23 protein-coding genes are annotated in these 21091 nt (G+C 54.2%); 22 read left to right on the top strand and 1 reads right to left on the bottom strand.

The features are described from left to right. Positions 1-6 precede the first annotated feature (6 nt). The 20 genes from AB9L16_RS00115 (at position 7) to AB9L16_RS00020 (ending at position 18603) form a co-directional block, all read left to right on the top strand. Positions 7-1530, top strand: a complete 1524-nt coding sequence (locus tag AB9L16_RS00115; RefSeq protein ID WP_375122206.1) for a GspE/PulE family protein — start codon at positions 7-9, stop codon at positions 1528-1530. Further along, positions 1527-2624: a type II secretion system F family protein gene (locus tag AB9L16_RS00110; RefSeq protein ID WP_375122205.1), complete on the top strand. Its 1098-nt coding sequence runs from the start codon at positions 1527-1529 to the stop codon at positions 2622-2624. Before AB9L16_RS00115 ends, AB9L16_RS00110 begins: the two co-directional genes overlap by 4 nt. An 11-nt stretch (positions 2625-2635) precedes the next feature. After that, entirely contained in the window at positions 2636-3223 is a 588-nt protein-coding gene (locus AB9L16_RS00105; protein ID WP_375122204.1) for a type 4 pilus major pilin, read from the top strand. After that, a complete protein-coding gene (locus tag AB9L16_RS00100; RefSeq protein ID WP_375122203.1) occupies positions 3223-4200 on the top strand; it encodes an ATPase, T2SS/T4P/T4SS family in 978 nt (325 codons plus the stop codon). The genes AB9L16_RS00105 and AB9L16_RS00100 overlap by 1 nt, the downstream gene beginning before the upstream one ends. A 10-nt stretch (positions 4201-4210) precedes the next feature. Next, positions 4211-5515, top strand: coding sequence for a shufflon system plasmid conjugative transfer pilus tip adhesin PilV (gene pilV, locus AB9L16_RS00095; protein ID WP_375122202.1), 1305 nt, complete (start codon positions 4211-4213; stop codon positions 5513-5515). Positions 5516-5558: 43 nt separating this feature from the next. Next, on the top strand, positions 5559-5996 hold the full coding sequence (gene pilM, locus AB9L16_RS00090) for a type IV pilus biogenesis protein PilM (RefSeq protein WP_375122201.1): 438 nt from the start codon (positions 5559-5561) through the stop codon (positions 5994-5996). Then, entirely contained in the window at positions 5993-6517 is a 525-nt protein-coding gene (locus tag AB9L16_RS00085; protein ID WP_375122200.1) for a Soluble lytic murein transglycosylase, read from the top strand. Before pilM ends, AB9L16_RS00085 begins: the two co-directional genes overlap by 4 nt. Positions 6518-6606: 89 nt before the next feature. Further along, positions 6607-7395: a virB8 family protein gene (locus AB9L16_RS00080; RefSeq protein ID WP_375122199.1), complete on the top strand. Its 789-nt coding sequence runs from the start codon at positions 6607-6609 to the stop codon at positions 7393-7395. Continuing rightward, complete coding sequence (locus AB9L16_RS00075) at positions 7388-8179, top strand: TrbG/VirB9 family P-type conjugative transfer protein (RefSeq protein ID WP_375122198.1); 792 nt, start codon at positions 7388-7390, stop codon at positions 8177-8179. Before AB9L16_RS00080 ends, AB9L16_RS00075 begins: the two co-directional genes overlap by 8 nt. Next, entirely contained in the window at positions 8166-9455 is a 1290-nt protein-coding gene (locus AB9L16_RS00070; protein ID WP_375122197.1) for a TrbI/VirB10 family protein, read from the top strand. The genes AB9L16_RS00075 and AB9L16_RS00070 overlap by 14 nt, the downstream gene beginning before the upstream one ends. A gap of 9 nt (positions 9456-9464) precedes the next feature. Continuing rightward, positions 9465-10517 carry a P-type DNA transfer ATPase VirB11 gene (gene virB11 / locus AB9L16_RS00065; RefSeq protein WP_375122196.1) on the top strand — a complete coding sequence of 351 codons (1053 nt, stop codon included), beginning with the start codon at positions 9465-9467 and terminating at the stop codon, positions 10515-10517. Between the two features lie 8 nt (positions 10518-10525). Then, positions 10526-10867, top strand: a complete 342-nt coding sequence (locus AB9L16_RS00060) for a hypothetical protein (protein WP_375122195.1) — start codon at positions 10526-10528, stop codon at positions 10865-10867. A 184-nt stretch (positions 10868-11051) separates the two neighbouring features. Further along, a complete protein-coding gene (locus AB9L16_RS00055; protein ID WP_375122194.1) occupies positions 11052-11978 on the top strand; it encodes a DUF6012 family protein in 927 nt (308 codons plus the stop codon). A gap of 11 nt (positions 11979-11989) precedes the next feature. Next, complete coding sequence (locus AB9L16_RS00050) at positions 11990-12268, top strand: hypothetical protein (RefSeq protein ID WP_375122193.1); 279 nt, start codon at positions 11990-11992, stop codon at positions 12266-12268. Then, complete coding sequence (locus tag AB9L16_RS00045; RefSeq protein WP_375122192.1) at positions 12255-13787, top strand: type IV secretory system conjugative DNA transfer family protein; 1533 nt, start codon at positions 12255-12257, stop codon at positions 13785-13787. The genes AB9L16_RS00050 and AB9L16_RS00045 overlap by 14 nt, the downstream gene beginning before the upstream one ends. 51 nt (positions 13788-13838) lie before the next feature. Continuing rightward, positions 13839-14174: a TrbM/KikA/MpfK family conjugal transfer protein gene (locus AB9L16_RS00040; RefSeq protein WP_375122191.1), complete on the top strand. Its 336-nt coding sequence runs from the start codon at positions 13839-13841 to the stop codon at positions 14172-14174. A 24-nt stretch (positions 14175-14198) separates the two neighbouring features. After that, positions 14199-16337 (top strand): DNA topoisomerase, encoded by a 2139-nt coding sequence (locus AB9L16_RS00035; protein WP_375122190.1) that lies wholly within the window; start codon positions 14199-14201, stop codon positions 16335-16337. A 26-nt stretch (positions 16338-16363) separates the two neighbouring features. Further along, positions 16364-16879, top strand: a complete 516-nt coding sequence (locus tag AB9L16_RS00030; protein ID WP_375122189.1) for a single-stranded DNA-binding protein — start codon at positions 16364-16366, stop codon at positions 16877-16879. Positions 16880-17161: 282 nt separating this feature from the next. Next, on the top strand, positions 17162-17941 hold the full coding sequence (locus AB9L16_RS00025) for a conjugal transfer protein, TraL family (RefSeq protein WP_375122188.1): 780 nt from the start codon (positions 17162-17164) through the stop codon (positions 17939-17941). 2 nt (positions 17942-17943) lie between these two features. Continuing rightward, positions 17944-18603, top strand: a complete 660-nt coding sequence (locus AB9L16_RS00020) for a hypothetical protein (RefSeq protein WP_375122187.1) — start codon at positions 17944-17946, stop codon at positions 18601-18603. A gap of 37 nt (positions 18604-18640) precedes the next feature. On the opposite strand, the gene AB9L16_RS00015 is transcribed toward AB9L16_RS00020, so the two are convergent. Further along, entirely contained in the window at positions 18641-19018 is a 378-nt protein-coding gene (locus tag AB9L16_RS00015) for a hypothetical protein (protein WP_375122186.1), read from the bottom strand. Between the two features lie 143 nt (positions 19019-19161). Here AB9L16_RS00015 and AB9L16_RS00010 point away from each other — a divergent pair, with 143 nt between their 5' ends. Both AB9L16_RS00010 and AB9L16_RS00005 read left to right on the top strand, forming a co-directional pair. Further along, complete coding sequence (locus AB9L16_RS00010) at positions 19162-19611, top strand: molybdopterin-guanine dinucleotide biosynthesis protein MobC (RefSeq protein WP_375122185.1); 450 nt, start codon at positions 19162-19164, stop codon at positions 19609-19611. Between the two features lie 989 nt (positions 19612-20600). Beyond that, on the top strand, positions 20601-20996 hold the full coding sequence (locus AB9L16_RS00005; protein WP_375122184.1) for a relaxosome component, NikC family protein: 396 nt from the start codon (positions 20601-20603) through the stop codon (positions 20994-20996). Positions 20997-21091 lie beyond the last annotated feature (95 nt).

Genomic DNA, 21091 nt, shown 5'->3' with positions numbered 1-21091 from the left:
CGAGCCATGACTTCACTTGCGATATTGACTCCCGTGCCGCTCACTGCGCCAGGTCAGACCTGGGAAGTCGATGCAGAACTGCGCGAGAAGCTGTGTCTGACAAATGACGGTGTTCTGCATGTCGTAGACGGCTACGGCGGCAATCACTTCGTCATGGCGTTCGTTGAGCGCTTGCGTCGGGCGCGTTTCAACCACTCGACGGAGTATGTCAAACCTGAACACCTGCAGGCGCTCTATCGAGGCTATGGCGGTGCTGTTGTCGGCAGTCGACAAGGCCAGCAATACGTTGGCAATGAAGCCTCCGGCGGCAAGCAGGATGATGTCGTGAAAATACTGCGCTCAGCGACAGAGGCCGGTGCTAGTGACATTCATTTTTTCGCTACGCCCAAAGGTCATCAATTGAGCTTTCGGGTTCACGGTGAGCTTGAGCCAGCGGCGTCATTCGCTGGACGTGATGGTGAGGCGATGTTGTCCACCATTTACGAAACCATGAGCGAATCGACGGGCACCAACTATCGCCCTGGTGAAAGCCAAGGCGGCCGGTTGCGTAGCGAGTTCGTCACGGAATGCGGTCTGTTCGGTGCGCGTTTGGAGACACGTCCGACACTGAATGGCCCTTGGATGGCGATGCGTTTGCTGTACGACAGCGGCATGATCCTCACCTTGGATCAAATGGGTTACCTGCCGACGCAGATCGAGGCGCTGACCCGTCTAGTACATCGCATTGACGGAATGGTGTTGCTGACCGGCACCACTGGCTCTGGCAAGTCGACGAGCATTCAGACACTTCTGAGCATGTTGCTTGAGTCGGTGAACTACACGATCAACCTGGTCACGCTTGAAGACCCGGTGGAGTATCGAATCAAGGGAGCGAACCAAACGCCCAAAGGCCCCAAGGAGGAGTGGGCCGAAGCGATCGCGAACTTGATGCGCCTCGATCCCGACGTGGCTTTGATCGGCGAAATGCGTGATACGGCCTCTGCACTGGCTGCGTTCCAAGCGGCCCTAACGGGGCACGGCCTTTGGTCGACGCTCCACGTCAACTCGGCGACGGCAAGCCTTCAGCGGCTTCATGACCTGGGCGTCGAGGATAGTCTGGCGTACGACCCGAGCTTGGTGAAGGGATTGGTCAATCAGTCGCTTACTCGGGTGCTTTGCAAAGCCTGCAAAGTGCCATTCGAACGCTTCAAAGGGCCTATTTCAGCGGACTTGAAAACACGCATTCAGACGCACTGCATTGTCGAACAGGTCTTCATGAAGGGCGACGGGTGTTCAGAGTGCAACGGGCGTGGCGTTGTCGGTCGAACAGCAATCGCTGAAATCATCCAGCCGGATCTTGCGTTCATGCGGAAGTTTCGCGACCACGGCAAAGCCGAAGCACAGGCATTTTGGGTGAATGAACAAGGCGGCGTCACCAAAAACGCCCATTTGCTGAAGCGCATCAACGAAGGAATGGTCGACCCCTCGCATGGCGAGCGGGACATCTGCGCGCTGGACGAGGACGTGGCAATTGTCGGAGTCAGGTCATGAATGCTTTCGGCGCAGCATGGGCTGCACTCGTTATGAAGTATTCCGGCGGAACTCGCATCGATTTCTACGAGGGATTTCAGAACCTTGTCGAGAACGGCATGAGCGTCAACGATTCGCTCAAGGAGCTGCACAAGATCTGGAGCGTTGGGGGGAAGAAAAACGGTGAGCCACTGGCTATCGTTACCCGTGACCTGATGATTCAGCTCAGCAACGGGACGCCGCTAAGTCGGGCGCTATCTCGATGGGTGCCATACGAGGAAGCATCCCTTCTGGCTGCCGGCGAACAAGGCGCAAGGCTGGTTCAGTCCTGCGATGACATCGTTCGGGTCATCACCGCTAAGCAGCAGATCTTCGGCGCCGTTACCTCTGCGGTTGTCTACCCGGCGTTTCTCAGCGTGCCTTTGTCGATGGTCTTGTGGCTGGTCGCCACAAAGCTTGTTCCGCCGATGGCCCGCGTTTCTCCGCCGGAAAACTGGACGGGCGCCGCCGCGACGCTATACCAGCTTGCGAACTTCGTGACGGGCTACGGTGCAGTCACTGTCGTGGCGCTCCTGGTCTTGATTGTCGCGTTCGTATGGAGTCTTCCGCGCTGGACTGGATCTGTTCGGATGGTGTTCGACAGAGGGCCTTTTTACTCAACGTACCGCATGGTTCACGGCTCAACGTTTTTATTGAACCTGGCTGTGATGATGCGAGCCAACATCGCCCCTTACGTTGCGCTGGAAATGCTCGGTGAATACGCCAACCCGTGGCTGAAGGAAAGGATTCGCGGTGCGCTGTACGGCATCCGGATGGGGAGCAATCTCGGCGTGGCCCTGGATGACGCAGGACACAACTTTCCGGACAAGAAAGCCATCCAGTTCATCCGGATCCTCGCTGCCAGAGAAGGTTTCTCGGGCGCAATCAACAACTACTCAGAGCGCTGGCTTAAAACGAGCATCAAGAGCATTCAGCGCATGGCGAAAATTTCGTTCTCCGTTGCCATTTTGCTACTCGGAGCCGCAATGGCGCTGATTGTGGTGGGCACTCAAGACATGCAGAACAGCTTCGAACAGTCCGTCAACAAGACCGCATCCAAAGTCGTAAAACCCTAAGGAAAAAACGTATGAAAACCGAAACAACGGCTGTAAACACCGCCGCGAACCCGGCTGTCTCTGATTTGCCACATGCGCGCAAGTTGGGGCATCGAAGCCCCAAACAAGGGGGATTCGGCGCGCTGGAAGTAATGATCGCGATCGTTGTTGGACTTTTCGCCATCATCGGGGCGATTGCCTGGTACTCCAAACTGACGAACACCTCGAACAACAACGAGGAGCTGCAGAACATTTCCAGCATCATCACCAACACCCGTCAACTCAAAACCCAAAGCGGCTACGGGCCGACAGGAACCAACCTGATTCCGGTATTGATCGCCGGCGAGGGGATTCCGGAAAACATGCAGAAAAGTGGTGGCACCGTCTCTAACGTATGGGGCGGCGCCGTGACGAACGTTTCGACCGGCACTGGTTACACCATGACTTACGCCGGCGTGCCGGACTCGAATTGCATTTTCCTCGCCTCCAAGTCTGCCAACAGCAACTCCATGAGTGTGCGTATCAATGGCGGAACAGCGATTACCGGTGAAGTCACCGCAATCGCCGCGACGTCCGCCTGCACCTCCGGAACCAACACGTTGTCCTGGTCTGGTCGCTGATGACTGGTCTGCAAAGCGTCATATCGACAAGCGATTGGCTGGATCTGTATGTCAGTAACAGCTTTGCAGACGTAACCGACCTCGCGGGAGCCGCAAACTCCCGCGTGCCGGTTCCGGAAAGCTGGAAAAACGACATTCAAGAAATCCTGGTGCTGTGCCAGAAAGGTCAGTTGGACGCCGGTGGGCCTGAGTTTTCGATTCTGCATGAAAAGTCGGTGTACCGGGTCACGCATCTGGATAGCACTGAGCCAGGCGGCACGTACGTTTTGCGCCGCTCCAAAGCACAAATCAGGAACTATCGGGGTTTGGGCATACCTGCCCATTACGCCGAAGCGATGCTTGATCCGAAAGCGTGCGGTTTGATGCTGATCTGCGGAGGGTTCGGTGTCGGTAAAACGTCCACAGGCGCTTCCTGGCTTGTTGAGCGGCACAAGTTGCATGGCGGTGTATCACTGGCTATCGAAGACCCCATCGAAACGGCCATTGATGGATTGCATGGTAATGGCCGCTGTATCGCGATCAACGCATCCCGTCACAAGGGCGGGTACCGGGAACATCTGATCCGTGGACTCCGATCGGGAGTCGACTTCATTTTCTTGGGCGAGATCCGCGATTCCGATACGGCTTACGAGGTGCTGAAGGCCGGTTCGAACGGTGAGCTGATAGCGGCCACCATGCACGCCGGCAGCATCCCGCAAGCCCTTGAACGTTTGATTTCACTCGCAGAACCACACACCACGTCGGCCGCAAAGTTGCTCGCGGAAAGTCTCTTGGGCGTCTCCTGGCAGGACTTGACCATCACGAAAGGGCAGGGCGGTCAGGACTTCAAGCGGCTAACCATCGAAACATTGCTGGTGGGTGGTGATGTCGCTGCCGGCGTCAGGGAGAAGATCCGCAGCGGTCAGATTTCAGCAATTGCGCAAGAGGTTGAACAACAAGCGGCCCGGGCATTTTGGGGAGCCAGTAAACAAACATAGAGGGATCATCGTGAAACAACGACGCAGCAATTTCAGAGGCAAGCAGCGAGGGTTTACAGCGCTCGAAACGATGATCGTCCTGATGGTCATGGTGGTCATGGCCGCAGGGGGGACAGCGGTTTACGGACGCTATATCGATCGTCAAACCAACCTGGTGACTGCCGATCAAATGAGCGTGGTGGCCGATGCCGCGGCCGCATATATCAAAGACAACTACGCGGCCGTAACGGCTGCAGCGGGGCCTACAGCGCCTGCAGTGATAACAACCGCAATGCTTCGCTCTACTGGGTACCTGCAAGCGGGTTTTACTGACCAGAACGCATATGGGCAGGATTATCGTGTGCTTGTCCTAGAGCCGACTCCGAATAAGCTTCAGTCACTGATCGTCACGGTGAACGGAGAAACGATTAAGGAACTACACCTGATCGAGATCGCGAAGCAACTGGGGGGGAAAGGGGGGTATGTGCCCTTATCCAATACAGGCATCGCGACCGGCAGTTTCGGCGGGTGGCAAACCTCATTGGCGCCGTACGGCGTAGCACCTGGTGCGGGGCATCTGGCCACAGCGCTGTTCTTCGAAGACGGCGCTTTGGTCAATGACTATCTGTACCGCCATGCAGTACCAGGACAGCCCGAGCTGCAGACGATGCACGCGGCCATTGATATGAACACCAACAACCTGAACAACGCCGGCACCGTGAACGCAGCGTCGGCCAACATCAGTGGCAACACCAGGACGGCGGGTGAAACCTACACGGGAGGCTGGTTCAGATCGACGGGAGACACTGGCTGGTACAACGAAAAGCATGGCGGCGGGTGGTATATGAGTGATCCAGCGTGGGTGCGCTCCTACGCTGACAAGAATGTGTACACCGGAGGCGAAATGCGCGCAGGAAAACTGACGTCGACCGGGCGTACAGAGGTCGGTGAGTTTCTGCAGATGAATGGTGTCGCGACACTTTGGGGAACGTGTTCTCCGATCGGGCTGGTTGGTCGTGATGCATCCGGCCGACCGCTTTCATGCCAGGGCGGCTACTGGTTAAACGTCGGCAAGAACAGGGTAATGACCCTGAGCCCTTCCGGTGGCGGTATCACTTCCTTCGTGACAGGACAGGATTATGCGATGGATCTTGGCTGGCACACTGAATGCTACCTGAGCCGTTTCGGTGATGCCCAGGGCGAACCCAACCGTATGACTTTGGGGCAAGTCACGCCGGTTGCAGGCCCGGACATTTTGGGCCGGTATCAGTGGCTCATACAGCTCAATGCGCCGGTGACCAGTTCCATCGCCGCGACCTGTTTCACCGATCAATAAAAACCGATTCAACCTTCCATTCACGACAACTTAGGGTGCTGTCATGCCTCTTTTGTATCTTTTGCTCGCCCTCATGTTTTCACTTAGTGTTTCTTCGCAAGCAGAGAAGACATATAAAAACCGAGGAATGACAGCTGCCGAAGTTAAAGCGGTATCCGACAGCTTGATGCTATATCGGAATTTTGTGGCTTCGTATGCTGTAGCCAATCCAACTCAAACCGGTAGCGTTAGTGATGCGTCATTAAGCTTGCCAAATTGGTATATTAGGAATCCGGGGTTTGGAAACTATATTTCCCCCGGCAGTAGTTACGTGTTTTACGCTCAGTCTTTGCCGGGGCTTGTGGGCCACCTTGCTAAACGTACAGAGTCAACGAACGTAGGTGTTAATCAAAATGGTGTGTTAATAGCCCCGAACAAAATTAATTCGGGAATTCTTCTGCCAGCGCAGATTCCGAATGGTGCGGTGGTACTCGTGCAATGAAAAATATTCTATTTGCTCTCTCATTAGTGGCAACGGCTTATGTGCAGGCCGAAACACCTCCCCCTGCCTATCAGCGAGCAGCTCAAGCTCAAGCTGTTCCGCCTGAAGTGCTTTGGACGATTGCTAAAATCGAAAGCAATTACAAAATCAAGATTGGTTATTACCCTTGGCCCTGGACGCTGAATATCAAGGGCGAAGGTAGATACTTCGCTACTCGCGCCGAAGCCTGTAACGCTGCTCTGGAGGGGTTGCAGAAATACGGTAAGTATGGAGTTGATATCGGACTTACCCAACAGAATTGGGGGTGGGTGGGTTCACAGCACTACGCTCACCCTTGTGATTCCCTAGCTCCCAGCGACAACTTGAACACTGCCGCTATCGAACTGCGCAAGTGCTACGAACGGGAAAAGAATTGGGTCTGGGCTGCTGGATGCTATCACCGACCGGCTGGTGGTGAACCAGCGCGGATTTACAGGGAAAAATTCAGCAAGAAATACAAGCAAGTTGTTGGCTCAACTTAAGTAAACGATAACCAATTTATTTCGCCCCTCGGGATCTTGTTCAGATTGACCGGTGGGCTGAGTGCGCATTTATTTAAGAGAGAATCTTAATGAAATTTCGTCTAAGTAAACAAAAAATTATTGAACAGGAACAAGAGTTGGCTGCCGGTTTGGTGTTGGATCCTGAGCTTGCGCGGAACATTTCTCTGGCACAAGCCGCCTACACCAATGCGGCTAAATGGTTTGAGGCAAACGTAGCTGCCGAGTATCAGAAAAAAGCCAAAAGCGCGAAACTGCTTTCCTATTTTTTCGGCATGCTGGCATTTATGGCTATCGGCGCTGTGATGATGCTTACGCCGTTGAAAACGGTGGAGCCGTATGTTGTTCGTGTTGATAACGCGACCGGTGCCACCGATATCGTCAGGCCAGGCGGACAGGCAAAGACCCAAAAGCAAGTTGATGACGAATACTACCTTTCGAACTACGTACGCTTTCGAGAGGGATATAACTTTGCGGACAGTGACGCCATGTACGCAACGGTTGAGTTGATGTCGTACGCGGACGCATTTACTGAATACAAGAACTTCCAGATGTCGAAAAAAGGCTATACCGAAACGCTCGGAAACAACCGACAGATGAAGGTGGAAATTCGTGGTGTGGGTTTCCTGGCACGCGATGAGAAAGCCGGTACTGGTACAGCCCAGGTTCGGATTATCAAGACAGTCGTCGATCGTAACGGCGTACCTGATCCAAACGTTAAACCTGCTACATGGCAGACAACTATCACCTATGACTACAAAAACCCACCCAAAAAGCGCGAGCAGGACTGGATCAACCCGCGTGGGTTAGGAATCAAGAGCTATTCCAAAGTGCAAGAGGCGGGCACAAACAATGGATAAGCGAATTCTGGCACTCCCGCTTGTGCTGATGCTCGCCGGCGTAGGAAGCGCCTCGGCGGAAAGCATGGGCGACAGCTCAGTTCTCGATCGGCGGGTTCAAACCGCAGTGTATTCACCAGACAACGTGTTCAGAATCCAGTCAGTGATTGGACGAACCACCCTGATTCAGTTTCCGCAGAACGAGACGGTTAACGGTGAATCGGGGTTGATCATCGCTGGTGATCCGAAAGCTTGGTCAATCGGTGTAAACCGTTCCGGCAACATGATTGCTATCAAGCCGCAGACTGCCGACGATCCGAACACCAACTTGATCATTAACACCAGCAAGCACACCTATCTGCTGGAGTTGAAGCTGGTGAAATCTGTCACAGAGATGACTTACGCACTGCGCTTCAAGCATCCAGAGGTGCCGAAACCGGTCGCGATCGCAAAGGTTCCTTTCGACCCTTGCAACGGCTTGCGCAGTGGGCCTTATCAAGTGCGTGGGGACAAATCCCTGGCGCCGCTGGAGATCTGGGATAACGGCACGTTCACTTGCTTCCGATTTCCAAACAACGTTCCACGTCCCAATGTTTACCAGGTGCTTCCTGACGGAACTGAAACGGTCGCGAATACCCGGCCAGAGGACGACATTCTTGTGGTGCATGGCGTGAGCAAGCTGTTCCGACTGCGTTTGAATGCCTTGGTCATGGAGGCAAGACCGACCCAGCAACTTAGCACCACCTACAACTACAGCGGAACCACTACAGGGGAAGTGCGGGAGGTGAAACGTGCAGACAAATGACAACGAGAATACCGCCGGCGCCGTGGTTACTGATCCGCCGGTGGAAATGTCGGCAGAAAAGGCTAGGGGAGCGTTCGACATCCGTAGCAAACGGAGCGGCCCGCCGAAAGCAAAATTCTGGGTTTATATCGGCTTGCTAATCGTGTTCCTGCTGGTTGTTGTGTTCGGCATATGGTCGTGGGTTATCGGTGAAATACGAGGTGGCTCCTCCAAGGTCGACGAAAGCACGGTTGTAGCGGACGCCACGTTGAAGACCAGTACTTCCTCTGATGACTCCATGGCCAGGCTCAAGGCGGAGAAGCTGAAGGAGATCGAGGAGGAGAATAAGCGCAAAGCCGAGGACGCAAAAAAACAGGCAGAAAGCAGTAGCGCGCCGGCAAAGCAAAATCCCACTACGTCAAGCGTCAAAACAACACCGGCGAACTCCGGATCTAACACTGCCTCTGCGGTGGAAACGGCTGCGCAACGGAAGCTGGGCGGGGGCGTCATGTTGCTGGCAACCGTCAACGACGTTTCTGGCTATCAGGCTGGTGCACGTGGTGAATCGAAACCAAGTCGGCCAGCAGTAGGCCAACCTCTACCTACCCCGGGGGATGCTGCGGATCCCGGCGAAGGGCTTCTGGGAGCCGGTGGATTATCGACGCGAGGCAACCTGAATAATCTATCTGGCCCTGATTTCACTCCGACGAAAGCGACGTTGGCACCTTCGCGAAAGTATCTCCTCGGAAATGGCACATATGCGCGCTGCGCGCTCTACTCGGAGATCATCACCGAACAACCCGGCCCCGTGGATTGCCGCCTTACAGAGCCGCTGTACTCGGCTGATGGTTCGACGGTGCTGGCCGAAGCGATGGCCCGGCTTCGTGGAGTGCAGACTGTCCAGATGGGTCAAGGTCGAGTTCGGGTGTTCACGACCTGGAATGACCTGGAAACGAAATACGGGCGAGCCAAGCTAGACAGTCTTGGTGCTGGCCCAATGGGAGCAAGCGGTACAGAAGCTTGGGTCGATAACCATCTCAAGGAACGCTACGGCGGTGCTCTTGTTCTGTCGCTTTTCAAGGACGTGCTGACAGCAGCCACGAACTCGACGCAGCCCAGCAGCGGATCCGGCGGCTACACAATCAACAACACCGAGCAGAACTTCGAAAGCATGGCGGAAAAGTCTCTGGACAACACGATAAACATTGCACCGACTGGGCATTTGCTGCCTGGCACAGTGATTACTGTGATCGTGGCCCGCGACGTGGATTTTTCTTCGGTTTTCGAGAATCGTTAAGGAGTCACTATGCAAGACTCAGCAATTGCTGTTGATGAACTGGTCGATTCGACGCTACTGCAGGACTTTCTTAACCAGGCAGGCCTCACCGATCGTATGAGCCGGCCTGGCACCACAGAGGTAAAAATAAACCGGCCATTCGAGATCTGGACTGCAAATGATGACTACCCCAGCGGCCAACGTGAAGAAGTGCCTACGCTGGACTTCGGTATGTGTTGGCGGGTGGCTAACAGTCTCGCTGTGTTCAACAACGTTCAGTTGACGCCTGAGACGCCGATCCACACCCTGAAATTCCCTGATGTTTTCCCTGATGGGGTACGCGCTCAAGTGGTGATTCCGCCGGCAGTCGAGAAAGGGACAATCTCGATGACCATCCGGATTCCTTCGATAAAGCGATTTTCTCTGGAGGACTACATTCGTTCTGGTCGGTTCGACGCCACGCAAGCGCTCGCCTCATCCGTGCTTGAACTCACGAATTGGCAGCAAGAGATCAAGGCCGCGCATGGCCTGCGCGATTGGGTGAAGTTCTTCGAACTGGCGATTGAGCATAAGCAGAACATCATCCTTTTCGGAGGGCCCGGCTCAGGGAAAACGACGCTGGCTAAGGCTTTGGTGGATCTGTTTCCTACTGATCGGCGAATGATCACGATCGAAGCAATCAACGAACTGCTTCTTCCACGTCACCCTAATCGAGTTCACCTGCTGTACGGGCCTACGGTTACGCCAAAGGCGCTTGTAGCAAGCACCATGCGGATGAAGCCTGATCATCTGTTTCTCGCCGAACTGACGGGCGATGAGGCATGGCATTACATGGAGATCCTCAACACCGGTGTACCTGGCACCGTTACCACAGCTCATGCCAATGACTGTGTATCGGGGATCGCCCGTGTGTGCGGGTTGGTTAAACAGTCGGAAGTCGGTAAAGGGCTGGATTACAGCTACATCGAGCGCCTGGTGAAAACCTCATTCGACATCATGATTTACATGGAGAAGACACAAGTTCTTGAAGTGCACTACGAGCCTGAGAACAGGCTGCGATTAATGAACGGCCATGCGGCCTAGGAGGCGATATGTGGTGGAAAATCTCGTTAATAGTCTTGGTCTTGATGGCCTTTTTCTTCGTGGCCGGGCTGTACGTCGGCGGTGTCTTTTTCTTGTTGGTTACGGGACAGGCGATCGACGCGGTAACTTGGCACACGCTAATCGATGTGTCGTCGATGACGTTAAACGATCGAGGCACAATGTATTTGCCTTGGGCGTGGTGCGCGACGATCGCTCTCACCTTTTTCCCCCTCGCGCTGACATTGTTGGCCCTGTTCTCGCGCAAACCAACCTCGAACCTGCATGGCAATGCACGGTTTGCCAACAACGCCGAGCTGCGCATTTTCGAATACAAGGGGCCGTATCAGTGAGTAGCGGTAACTCGCGTTAATCCTCATCGGGCGCCATCTGATCCAACCAGCAGCACCCTCGCAGTCTGATTCTCAATTCCTTATGTGTGCCGCGCCGGTATAGGCGTAGCGGCCTACGAGCGCACGCCTTTTAGAAAGGGGGGGTGTTCACGGCTCACTGAAAAACTATCCCTTGGAGGCAGCAATGCTAATTCATCTGACGCCACGCATTTTCGCGCACCGCACTGCCGAGCCTTGTACGTTGATCGACCTGACCTGTGCTGAGTTGGGTCTGTCCTTGATCGGCGGTACGGATCTCACGGCTCGCCGCCCGTACTTAAACAAGAATTATCTGGTTGCCTGTCGCAAGGTCGGTCAAAAAGCCATACAGGGCATCCTCATTGACACACCGCAGTTAGTCCGCGACTTCACTGTGGTGACCCGCTGGAACGTGGAAGGTAGCCACATTGCAACCCATCGAGTTCGTTACCTGGTACTCGATGACGAGCTTGATGCTATCAGCGACAACATGATGCTGTGGCATGCGATCCATGGTGATGAGCGTTGGAAATCACGGATTCCAGACCTTTACCTCGGGGTCGCGCATGTAGTTGTCCAGCCGCGAATGGATGTCAGGCCGGGCAGGGAACGCAACGATGCGACCGTGGACAACTTGGATGAACATGGTTGTCTCGTTGAGCGCTCAGAGACTTTTGTAATGCATACGCTCGAGCGTGAGCGCTTGCATGGTCATTACTGTTCGAACAATGAGCGGATCCCCGGAATCGAGGCGGCATTCCCGGCGAGAAGCTCAGTCGATGATGCTCCGGCCGCAAATCCACAGCACCGGATCTGGATCTTCAATCCGGAAGAGGCTGCGGACTTCCCCTGCACCACCGAGGTAGAAATCCTTCTGGGTGGTGTAGGGCGGGTGATGTACCCCGACGGCATGGAGCAGTTCGTTGATGACGATGCCGATCCCGTACACATCTACTCCCCTAAGCTGCCCCGGGCAGAGCTTGAGCTGTTCTGCGAACAGAACATCGCTCACTACCAGGCATTCCACGAAGCGCACGAAAGGCAACTCGTCAGGTGCGAGCGGATACCCATGACACCATTCTGGGAAAACTGAGGTGCCGGCAGATGAAATCGGAAGCACAGCAATCACGCGAAGCGGAACTGCTTCTGGCTCGCCAGTTCGGGCACGCCTTTGTCAGAGAGTCAGACTCACAGCGAGTTCGCGCTGACTTCAACAGGGTGTTCAAGGAAGACTCCGAAGCGCTGCAGCAATACGAAATCGGCGTTGTGGAAGAAGATCAGCGGCGCTTGGCCCTGGGCATGACACCTATGCAGTACCACGCTTATTACCTCAACAAACTGAACCCTCAAGCAACAAAACGGAGGTCGCATGGCAGCTTATAGCCCCGAAAACCCTCAGAAACGCATCGAGGAGTATCCGCCGTTGTTGTTCGGGAAACACCCGACGAAGGACACGCTTCTAGCCTCCTACGGTCAGACCTTCATGATGCTCGCGGCGCCGCCCGGCAGCGGCAAGGGTGTTGGTATCGTGATCCCTAACTTGCTCAGCTACCCGGACTCGGTGGTGGTCAATGATCCGAAGTTCGAAAACTACGACACCACAGCAGGATTTCGTGCGGCTGCGGGGCACCAGGTCAAACGTTTTTCGCCAGAGCGGTTGGAAACGCACCGCTGGAACCCGTTAGCCAGGCTAAGCCGTGATCCTCTGTACCGCCTCGGCGAGATCCGCACCATCGCGAGTGTGTTGTTCGTGTCGGACAACCCCAAGAACCAAGAGTGGTACAACAAAGCCGCGAACGTGTTTTCGGCGATTGTGCTGTACCTGATGGAAACACCGGAGCTGCCCTGCACGTTGCCTCAGGTCTACGAAGTTGCCGCCCTGGGGAGCGCGATGGGTGTTTGGGCACAGCAGGCGATGGAAGAACGCAGCGCCGGCAGCGCACCGCTTTCTGATGAATGCATGCGTGAAATGAACGGCGTTTACGAAGCCTCGAAGAACAAAAGCAGTGGCTGGTCTACCACGGCGGACATTGTTCGAGACACATTGGCGATGTATGGCGAGAAGACGGTCGCGTGGGCTGTTTCCGCTGATGACATCGACTTTTCCAAGCTGCGCGAGGAAAAAACGAGCATCTACTTCTGTGTCACCGAGCCGTCGCTGGTCAAGTTCGGCCCATTGATGAACCTGTTTTTTACCCAAGCCATTCAGCAAAACTCCAAGATCCTGCCGGAACAGGGCGGGCACTGTGCTGATGGCTCGCTCAGGCTCAAGCACCAGGTACTTTTCCTGATCGATGAGATCGCGATCATGGGCCGCATGAAGGTTATGGAAACCGCGCCGGCACTGACACGCGGTGCAGGGCTGCGCTACTTGATCATCTTCCAAGGCAAGGATCAGATGCGCGCAGAGCGTACCTACGGTGAACAGGCCGGTAACGGGATCATGAAGGCGTTTCACATCGAGGTTGTCTACGGAACCGGCGATATCACACTGGCCGAGGAGTACAGCCGGCGTCTGGGCAACAAAACGGTTCTGGTCAAAAACCTGTCTGTGAACAGTGGCGGTGAGAAACGCACCAAAACAGACAGCTACACCGAGCAGCCCCGGGCGTTGATGCTGCCTCAGGAAATCAACGAACTGCCGTACGGCGAGGAGGTGGTTTTCGTCCAGGGCACCAAGACGACACCGCCTATGAACATCCGCGCGCGGAAAATCTTCTGGTACGAAGAAGAAGTGTTCAAGGAGCGGGCATTTATGAAAACGCCGGCGTTGCCGATCGGCGATGCCTCGAAAATCGACTCTTTGACTGTGCCAGTCCGTACCGCCGAGCCAAAGGTCGCCGTAGCCGCTCCGCATGACCAGCAGTTGCGCGACGCCCAGCAAAAGCGCCTCACCCCGTAACGCCTCCTGCAGCACACCAGCGCCGATCGGCGTGAACCAAGGGAATCAGACATGAAATACACCGTTGATGCGGCGACGTTTTCGCGTGCCCGCAAATACACCGTTGCCTGCTTGTTGGCAGTGGCTGTCCTCGTACCTACACCAGTTTTCGCGAAAGACCCCTGCAAGAGCGCGCTCTGTATGTGGGGACTGTACAGCGGCAAGAAGCAACCCGGATGCGATGAGGCGATCCAGGAGCATTTCGACATTGTTGTTTACAAGAAGAAAAAACGGATCGACTGGAACTCAACCGCCAAACAGCGGCTGAGCTTCACCAACAGTTGTCCCGGATCTGACAAAGGCCACAACAAGCTGATCAACGACAAGTACGGCAAGTCGAGCGGCTGAAAAATCACCTGAGAGGACACTGTTATGCGAGTTTTCATTGCGGAAAAACCACAGCTCGGCAAGGTGATCGCCGAAGCCCTGGGCAACGGTCGCAGCCGAGGCGGCTTTATCGAGTGCGGGCCAGACATCGTGACCTGGTGCGTCGGCCACTTGTTGGCATTGGCTGGCCCGGAGGTACACAACCCTGCCTATGCGAAGTGGAACGCGGCAGATCTGCCGCTGAAGCTGCGACCGGAAAAATACCTGCCGATCCCGGCCACGCAAGACCAGCTCAAGATTGTGGGTGAGCTGATCGGCAAGGCTACAGAAATCGTACACGCCGGCGATCCTGACGATGAGGGGCAACTACTGGTGGACGAGGTGTTGCTGTATTACGGCAACCGTAGTCCGGTCAAGCGAGTGCTGATCAACGACCTGAACGCCAACGCTGCGCGCAAAGCGCTGGAAAATCTCAGGGACAACACTGAGTTTTATGGTTTGTCCCAAAAAGCCCTGGGCCGCAGCATTGGCGACCAGCTTTACGGCTTCAACATGACCCGGGCTTACACCTTGGCAGCGCAGGCAAAGGGCATCAAAGGTGTGCTGTCGGTGGGCCGTGTACAGACAGTAATTCTCGGTTTGATCGTCAACCGTTACCTCGCGAACAGGAGCCATGCTGCAGCGCATTTTCATAGCGTGACTTCGACGCTCGCCTTTGCCGCAAGTCGGATCGGAGCGCGCCTGGTCGTGCCGGCGGACGCTCCAGTAGATGACAAAGGGCGGATCATCGAGGAGCAGTACGCCGAGAGCCTGGCTGCACGCTGCCGCAATGCTGCAGCAGTAGTGAAACTGGCGGACGTGACCGAAAAGACGACCGCTGCGCCTCTACCGTTTTCCCTGTTGGATCTGCAGGTACAAATCAGCCGTGAGCATGGGATCGACGCCGAAAAAACTCTCGCGATCACTCAGGCGCTGCGCGAGAAATACAAAGCCATTACCTACAACCGATCCGACTGCAGTTATCTGACTGACGAGCAGTTCGAGGAAGCGCCGGCGACACTTGCCGCATTGGCCCGGTTACTGCCGGATCTGAGCTACGTGTTTGCCGACGTCAAGTCCGAGCGCAAAAGTCGGGCGTTCAACAACAGCAAGGTTTCGGCGCACACCGGGATCATTCCAACGGCAGCCAACTTCGATGTCGCCCAGCTCACCGCTGACGAGCTGAAGGTTTATCTGGCGATCGTGAAGCGGTACCTGGCTCAGTTCATGCCCGAAAAACGCCATCTGGCCGCCGAGGTTCGTTTTGACGTTGCCGGCAACGAGTTTGTCGCCAGATCCACCAAAGTAACCGTACCGGGCTGGACGATCGCAATCTCGGCTGAAGTGAACGAAGAGGAGGATGGCGAAGACGGCGCGCAGGACGAAAGCCCATTCGAGTTACTGACAGCGCTCGCGATCGGAACAAGTGGATTGTGCGAGGCCGTCACCGTTACCAAAGAGAAAACACGACCACTTCCACTCTATACCGAGCCTACGCTGCTCAAGGATCTGCAGCGAGTCGCCAAGTACGTCAAAGATCCTCGTATCAAACAACTGCTCCTCGATCGCGACCAGGGCAAGGCGGCCGGCGAAAACGGTGGGATCGGAACGCCGGCAACCCGGGGCGCCATGCTCGCCAAGCTGCAGGATCGCAAGTTCTACACCGTCGAAAAGAAAAAGCTCGTTCCCACGCCGCTGGGATTGGAGTTCATTGCGGCACTTCCGGAAATCGCGACAACTCCTGACATGACGGCGCTATGGCATGAACAACAGCAAAGGATCGAGCGCGGTGAACTGACGGTTAACGAATTCCTGGACGAACTGGAGGTGTTCATCGCCGACCAGATCCGCAACGTGGACGTGGGCAACATTCAGCAGCAAGCCGCCTTCCAGATCGACGCCAAGTGCCCTATGGATGGCGGGGAACTCAAAGTGACGCAGCGGGTGATTGGGTGCCTCAGCTGCACCTTCAAGCTCTGGCCTGAGATCAGCAGCAAAACACTCACCTCTACCCAGCTCCAAGCCCTGCTTACGAAGGGGAAAACGGGCGTTATCAAAGGATTCAAGAGTGGTGCCGGCAAGTCCTTCGATGCGGCGCTGAAGCTCGATGGCGAAGGCAAAGTGAAGATGGTTTTTAACCGTTAATTTCCGAATGACAAAGGGGTAACAACATGGCTCGTGGAGTAAACAAAGTGATCCTGGTCGGCACCTGTGGGCAAGATCCAGAGGTTCGCTACCTGCCCAACGGCAACGCAGTAACTAACCTCAGTCTGGCGACCAGTGAGCAGTGGACAGACAAACAGACTGGACAAAAGGTTGAGAAAACCGAATGGCACCGGGTATCGATGTTCGGCAAGGTCGCGGAAATCGCCGGCGAATACCTGCGCAAAGGCTCCCAGGTCTACATCGAAGGCAAGTTGCAAACCCGCGAGTGGGAAAAGGACGGGATCAAGCGCTACACCACGGAAATCGTAGTGGATATGCAAGGCACCATGCAGTTGCTCGGCAAGCGTGAGCAGGGCGACCAGCAGCCTCGCCCAGCGTCCAGTCCTCGATCGCAGCAGCAGACGCCAGCCCCTCAGCAGGCCGCGCCGCAGTCGGCCCCACAGCCTGCTCCGGACTTTGACAGTTTCGATGACGACATCCCCTTCATGGATCCCTACCGCTTCATCTGGATGATGGTCTGAAAACGTCGTAGCGGATCCGTCAGGTGCCGCGCTCCCGGCTCGTCGGAACAGCCTCACCGTTCCGGCGAACGGAAGCACGGGCGAAGCGAACACTTGACGGCACACGGACAAAGAAAGGCTTACCTCGGGAGTGTGGGGGTGCTTTTCCCCCACGCTCCTGAGGTCAACGCGGCCGTTGCAGGATGACAAGGGCAGCGCCCTTGGTGTTTAGATCGAACTAACTCCACCGAACTTTCATTTGTTCGCGGCTTTTACGTGCGCGAACATCAGAGGTATTAATTTATGAAAGCTACTCTCAGCATTTTGAATCAGTTGTTGAATACCACTCACTGGACGCTCCAAGGTAAGGGCGGTGTCGGTAAGTCGTTTTTATCGACAATTCTTGCGCAGTATTTCCATTCTCGCGGTTACGAGCCGGCGTGTGCTGACACCGATCCTGTGAACAGCACGTTTTACCGAATGGAAGAACTCGACGTTATGCTGGTTCCAATTACTGAAGGCGGAACAGTATTGCAGCGGTTGTTTGACCCTCTTTTCGAGTCGATTCTAAGTACAGAGCGTGTATCGGTTGTTGATAACGGCGCTTCGACGTTCCTGCCGATCGCCAAATTCATCAGTTCGAACTTTATTCTCGAAGCGATGCAGGAACATGGTAAGCAGGTATATATCCACTCTATCGTTACTGGTGGACAGGCCAAAGACGATACTGTTACAGGCCTGCTGTCGATGATCGACATCGTTAAGAAGTCGAACACCAATACCAAAATTGTCGTATGGCAAAATGAGTTTTGGGGGATCCCCGAATTCAACGGCACGCCTCTATCAGATATGCCGTGGATTCAGGAGAACAGTTCAATCATTCAGGGGATTGTTCCTATCGTTGATCGCAACAGCGATGCGTTCAGTACGGATATCCGTTTGATGAACGAAAAACATATGACGCTTAAGCAGGTCAAAGAATCCGACGAGTTCGGATTTATGGCTAAGTCGCGTATCAATCGTGTGTTTGATGATATTTACACTGAGCTTGATCGTGTGTTTGATATCAAGAAGGCGGCTTAACTATGGAAGAATCCGCTGATGATGAAGTGCAAAACGTCGAGCTGTTTCAGCAAATAAAGCTCGAAATCTTCAGCCAACTTGGTGTCAAAGTTTCGGATCTAGATCCATTGTTCGCAATGGTTATTGCAAACCAAATAGCCATGCGCACGTTTTCAAAGCCGGTTTCTGACGCGATTGAATCATTGCCGAGTGCGCTTGAAAAAAGCGTTGAGATAATCGCGGAGGCAGTTGAGGAAGCAGAGAACACAACGGGCAAGCTCGTTGCTGAAACCAAAAGCAATATGTTCGCTCTCGCGAAACTCGAACTTGAGGGCGTTCATCAGCGCATTGGAGCAGCGATTGAGAAAAGTGTGGACGAAGCCCTAGGCAAGTCTGTAGTGCGGCTTAAATCGGAACTCAGCGCCATTGAGGGAAAGGTTAAGTCTGTGGCAAGCGGTTATCGTGACAAACGTGCGATGACTCTTTGTATTGCGCTCGCTACCGGCCTTGTTGTGTTGATGAGCTTTTTCGGCGTGGGCCTGTATATGTTGTACAAGGCTGGTGATGATAACCGCAAAGCCGCTGATTTCTGGCGCGACGAGTACAGTCAACAACAGCGAATAATCAACACGCTGCCGCCGGCGCTCAAAAAGCAGTTTGAGATAAATCAAAAGGCCGGCTAAATCCGCAAAAGGCGCACCACTCTTGCAGTGGTGCTGCCTATTCCTTGTTGGTTGCAGTGCCGTAGATCCTTTCACGGTTGGGAACGGAACTATGTAGTTCGCTATCTGCGTTACGACGACGTTCTCCGTCACCTGGTTTCTGATCCCCCATGAAAAACGGATGCGCTTTATTTACCGGCCTTTCCTTCGGAACAGGCGGGGTTATCTGGCTAGTTCTTTTCGCAGGTTGCTTTTGCAGATGCTTGCGTATGTATCTCGCAAATTGGTCGTAACCGATTTTCAAGCGTTTGCTCGCCGTCAGATCGTCATGCATCTGTTTGTAGGTTTCACCCATTTCGAGCCGTTTCAGTATCTCCGGAAGAAGTGGCATGAACTCGCTTTTTCCGATCCTGGGCTTTTTTCGCCATTCGTTCATTTCTTCGGCCTCACAGAGCAGGTTTGAGCAAATTAGAGCAAATCGGGGCCTTTAGAGCAAATCAGAGCAATTTAGAGCCGAACAGAGCAAGTCGCTTTTAAAAACAGGCACGTTACCGATTGTTTACAAAAGAGCTTCGCCTTTTGAAAACAATCGTCCGTGCCAAAGGGGAATCCCCTTTGAAACCCCGCACAGCGGGGGCCTGCCGGCCCTTGATGTTGTCGGTTGTTGATGGTTGGTTAGGAGGTGATGGCATGGCGAAAGACAAAACCCGCGTCGTGTCCTTCCGGGTCTCCGAGGAGGTATTCGCGGAATACGAGAGGAAGCTAAAAGATTCAGGCGTGAAAAAATCGCAGTTCCTCCGCGAAGTTTTATTTAACTCGAACGCAACTTTTCAGGCGCCATCTAGAGACTATGAGCGCCTGTTATTTCTGTATAACAAGTCGAGCAATAACTTAAACCAATTGGCTTACAAGGTTAACAGCGCGTATCGTAAGTCTGGAATCATCTCCGAATCATTATATATCAGGGCGATCAACGAGTTGGTTTTAATTCGTGAGTTGCTTAGCGCCGGGGTTAATCATGCTGATTAGATCCGGCGGCTATAACACTGGTGCCCAAGAGTATCTTGAGAAAGGTGCTAAAGCAGGGCGTGAATTTTCTCGGGATGAACTGGACGAGCGCGTAATTATCGACGGCGATTTAGACCTAACCCGGATGATTTACGAGAGCATTCCGGATCGAGGCCAAGATCGGTATTTAACCTTTACGATGGGTTTTCGTGAGGACAACGTTTCTGATGAAACATTGCAAGCAGTTACATTGGAGTTCAAGCAGTTCCTCATGTACGCCTATAAGGAAGAAGAATTCAACTTCTACGCTGAGGCTCATCTTCCAAAAATAAAGCAGGTGCGCGACAAGAAGACAGGAGCGATGATCGAGCGGAAACCACACATTCATGTGATTATTCCTCGCAAAAACCTATTGAGCGGCAATGAAGCAAATCCGGTCGGTGTTTATCTACACCACGAAAAATACTTCGAGGCTTTTCAGGAGTATTTAAATCAGAAATACGACTTGGCTTCACCTCGCGAACACATCCGAGTCAACCCGCAGGACGCAGCCAGTGTTTTATCGCGTTACAAGGGCGACGACTTTTATGGGAAAAACCGTGAGTTTAAGCAAGACCTGGTGAAACAGGTGGTCGAGCAAAACGTTACGACGCGACAGGATTTCTACTCCTTAGTTGAAACGCATGGTGAAACTCGAATCCGAAACGCCGGTAAGCCCACTGAATACATCGCTGTTAAGTTGCCGGGAGATGCGAAGTACACAAATCTCAAGGACACGATATTTCAAGATGACTTCATTGTCAGGCGTGAGCTTAGTAGACCGCCTTTGGAGAAGCATCTAATACAGGAGCGGTTAGCGGATTGGCCTACACGTGCTCGAGAAATTAAATACGTACACAAGGCTTCACCAAAGTTTAGGGAGCGCTACAAAGAGGCGTCAGTTCAAGAAAAAGCAAAACTGCTAGTTCGTTGTGAACAAGCATTCTATGAGAAATATGGAGAGCCAAAAAATGTCGAACATCGAACCCCTGGGCGGTCGGGTGGTCGTCAGCGAAGTTCTGCTGAAGCTGACGCCGAAAGATCTGGATCAACTACCGATGGCTTGCAAGACCTGTCCTTCAGCGATGTGGCAGATCACGGGCAAGCCCGACCAACCGGACAAGTTGACGGTGCGCAACTATTGCCAGGCAATGCATACGTTCACCTGGGACAGCAAAACCCGGGAGGAGATCCTGGACTGCGACCGCCTGTACGAGAAGGAGGACGAGGAGGAACTGGAGGACGAGGAGGACGTTCCGCCGTTTCTGAGACAGCAACGTCTGGAGCAGGCACAGGAACAAGCGCAGCCCGTTCTGGATCCGGCAGAAAGCGATCCCGATCAGTTCGAGGACGAACTGGTGACGTAGCGCCTCCCTTTGTTCGCAACCTTAACCGGGTGCGCAGCATCAATGACATCGAGGACTACGGGCGACGCTTGTTCGATCCCTTGAAGCGTTCGGGC

Source organism: Pseudomonas sp. LW8, assembly GCF_041956865.1.
GTDB classification, from domain to species: Bacteria; Pseudomonadota; Gammaproteobacteria; order Pseudomonadales; family Pseudomonadaceae; genus Aquipseudomonas; species Aquipseudomonas siliginis.
This window is presented reverse-complemented; position numbering and strand designations above follow the sequence as displayed.

Bases quoted from the DNA above. Each gene is read 5' to 3' on its own strand.
- AB9L16_RS00050 (WP_375122193.1), top strand. From the start codon at position 11,990: ATGAAATCGGAAGCACAGCAATCACGCGAAGCGGAACTGCTTCTGGCT.
- AB9L16_RS00085 (WP_375122200.1), top strand. From the start codon at position 5,993: ATGAAAAATATTCTATTTGCTCTCTCATTAGTGGCAACGGCTTATGTG.
- AB9L16_RS00075 (WP_375122198.1), top strand. From the start codon at position 7,388: ATGGATAAGCGAATTCTGGCACTCCCGCTTGTGCTGATGCTCGCCGGC.
- AB9L16_RS00040 (WP_375122191.1), top strand. From the start codon at position 13,839: ATGAAATACACCGTTGATGCGGCGACGTTTTCGCGTGCCCGCAAATAC.
- virB11 (WP_375122196.1), top strand. From the start codon at position 9,465: ATGCAAGACTCAGCAATTGCTGTTGATGAACTGGTCGATTCGACGCTA.
- AB9L16_RS00080 (WP_375122199.1), top strand. From the start codon at position 6,607: ATGAAATTTCGTCTAAGTAAACAAAAAATTATTGAACAGGAACAAGAG.
- AB9L16_RS00020 (WP_375122187.1), top strand. From the start codon at position 17,944: ATGGAAGAATCCGCTGATGATGAAGTGCAAAACGTCGAGCTGTTTCAG.
- AB9L16_RS00100 (WP_375122203.1), top strand. From the start codon at position 3,223: ATGACTGGTCTGCAAAGCGTCATATCGACAAGCGATTGGCTGGATCTG.
- AB9L16_RS00060 (WP_375122195.1), top strand. From the start codon at position 10,526: ATGTGGTGGAAAATCTCGTTAATAGTCTTGGTCTTGATGGCCTTTTTC.
- AB9L16_RS00025 (WP_375122188.1), top strand. From the start codon at position 17,162: ATGAAAGCTACTCTCAGCATTTTGAATCAGTTGTTGAATACCACTCAC.
- AB9L16_RS00115 (WP_375122206.1), top strand. From the start codon at position 7: ATGACTTCACTTGCGATATTGACTCCCGTGCCGCTCACTGCGCCAGGT.
- AB9L16_RS00110 (WP_375122205.1), top strand. From the start codon at position 1,527: ATGAATGCTTTCGGCGCAGCATGGGCTGCACTCGTTATGAAGTATTCC.
- AB9L16_RS00030 (WP_375122189.1), top strand. From the start codon at position 16,364: ATGGCTCGTGGAGTAAACAAAGTGATCCTGGTCGGCACCTGTGGGCAA.
- AB9L16_RS00005 (WP_375122184.1), top strand. From the start codon at position 20,601: ATGTCGAACATCGAACCCCTGGGCGGTCGGGTGGTCGTCAGCGAAGTT.
- AB9L16_RS00035 (WP_375122190.1), top strand. From the start codon at position 14,199: ATGCGAGTTTTCATTGCGGAAAAACCACAGCTCGGCAAGGTGATCGCC.
- AB9L16_RS00015 (WP_375122186.1), bottom strand. From the start codon at position 19,018: ATGAACGAATGGCGAAAAAAGCCCAGGATCGGAAAAAGCGAGTTCATG.
- AB9L16_RS00055 (WP_375122194.1), top strand. From the start codon at position 11,052: ATGCTAATTCATCTGACGCCACGCATTTTCGCGCACCGCACTGCCGAG.
- pilM (WP_375122201.1), top strand. From the start codon at position 5,559: ATGCCTCTTTTGTATCTTTTGCTCGCCCTCATGTTTTCACTTAGTGTT.
- AB9L16_RS00105 (WP_375122204.1), top strand. From the start codon at position 2,636: ATGAAAACCGAAACAACGGCTGTAAACACCGCCGCGAACCCGGCTGTC.
- AB9L16_RS00045 (WP_375122192.1), top strand. From the start codon at position 12,255: ATGGCAGCTTATAGCCCCGAAAACCCTCAGAAACGCATCGAGGAGTAT.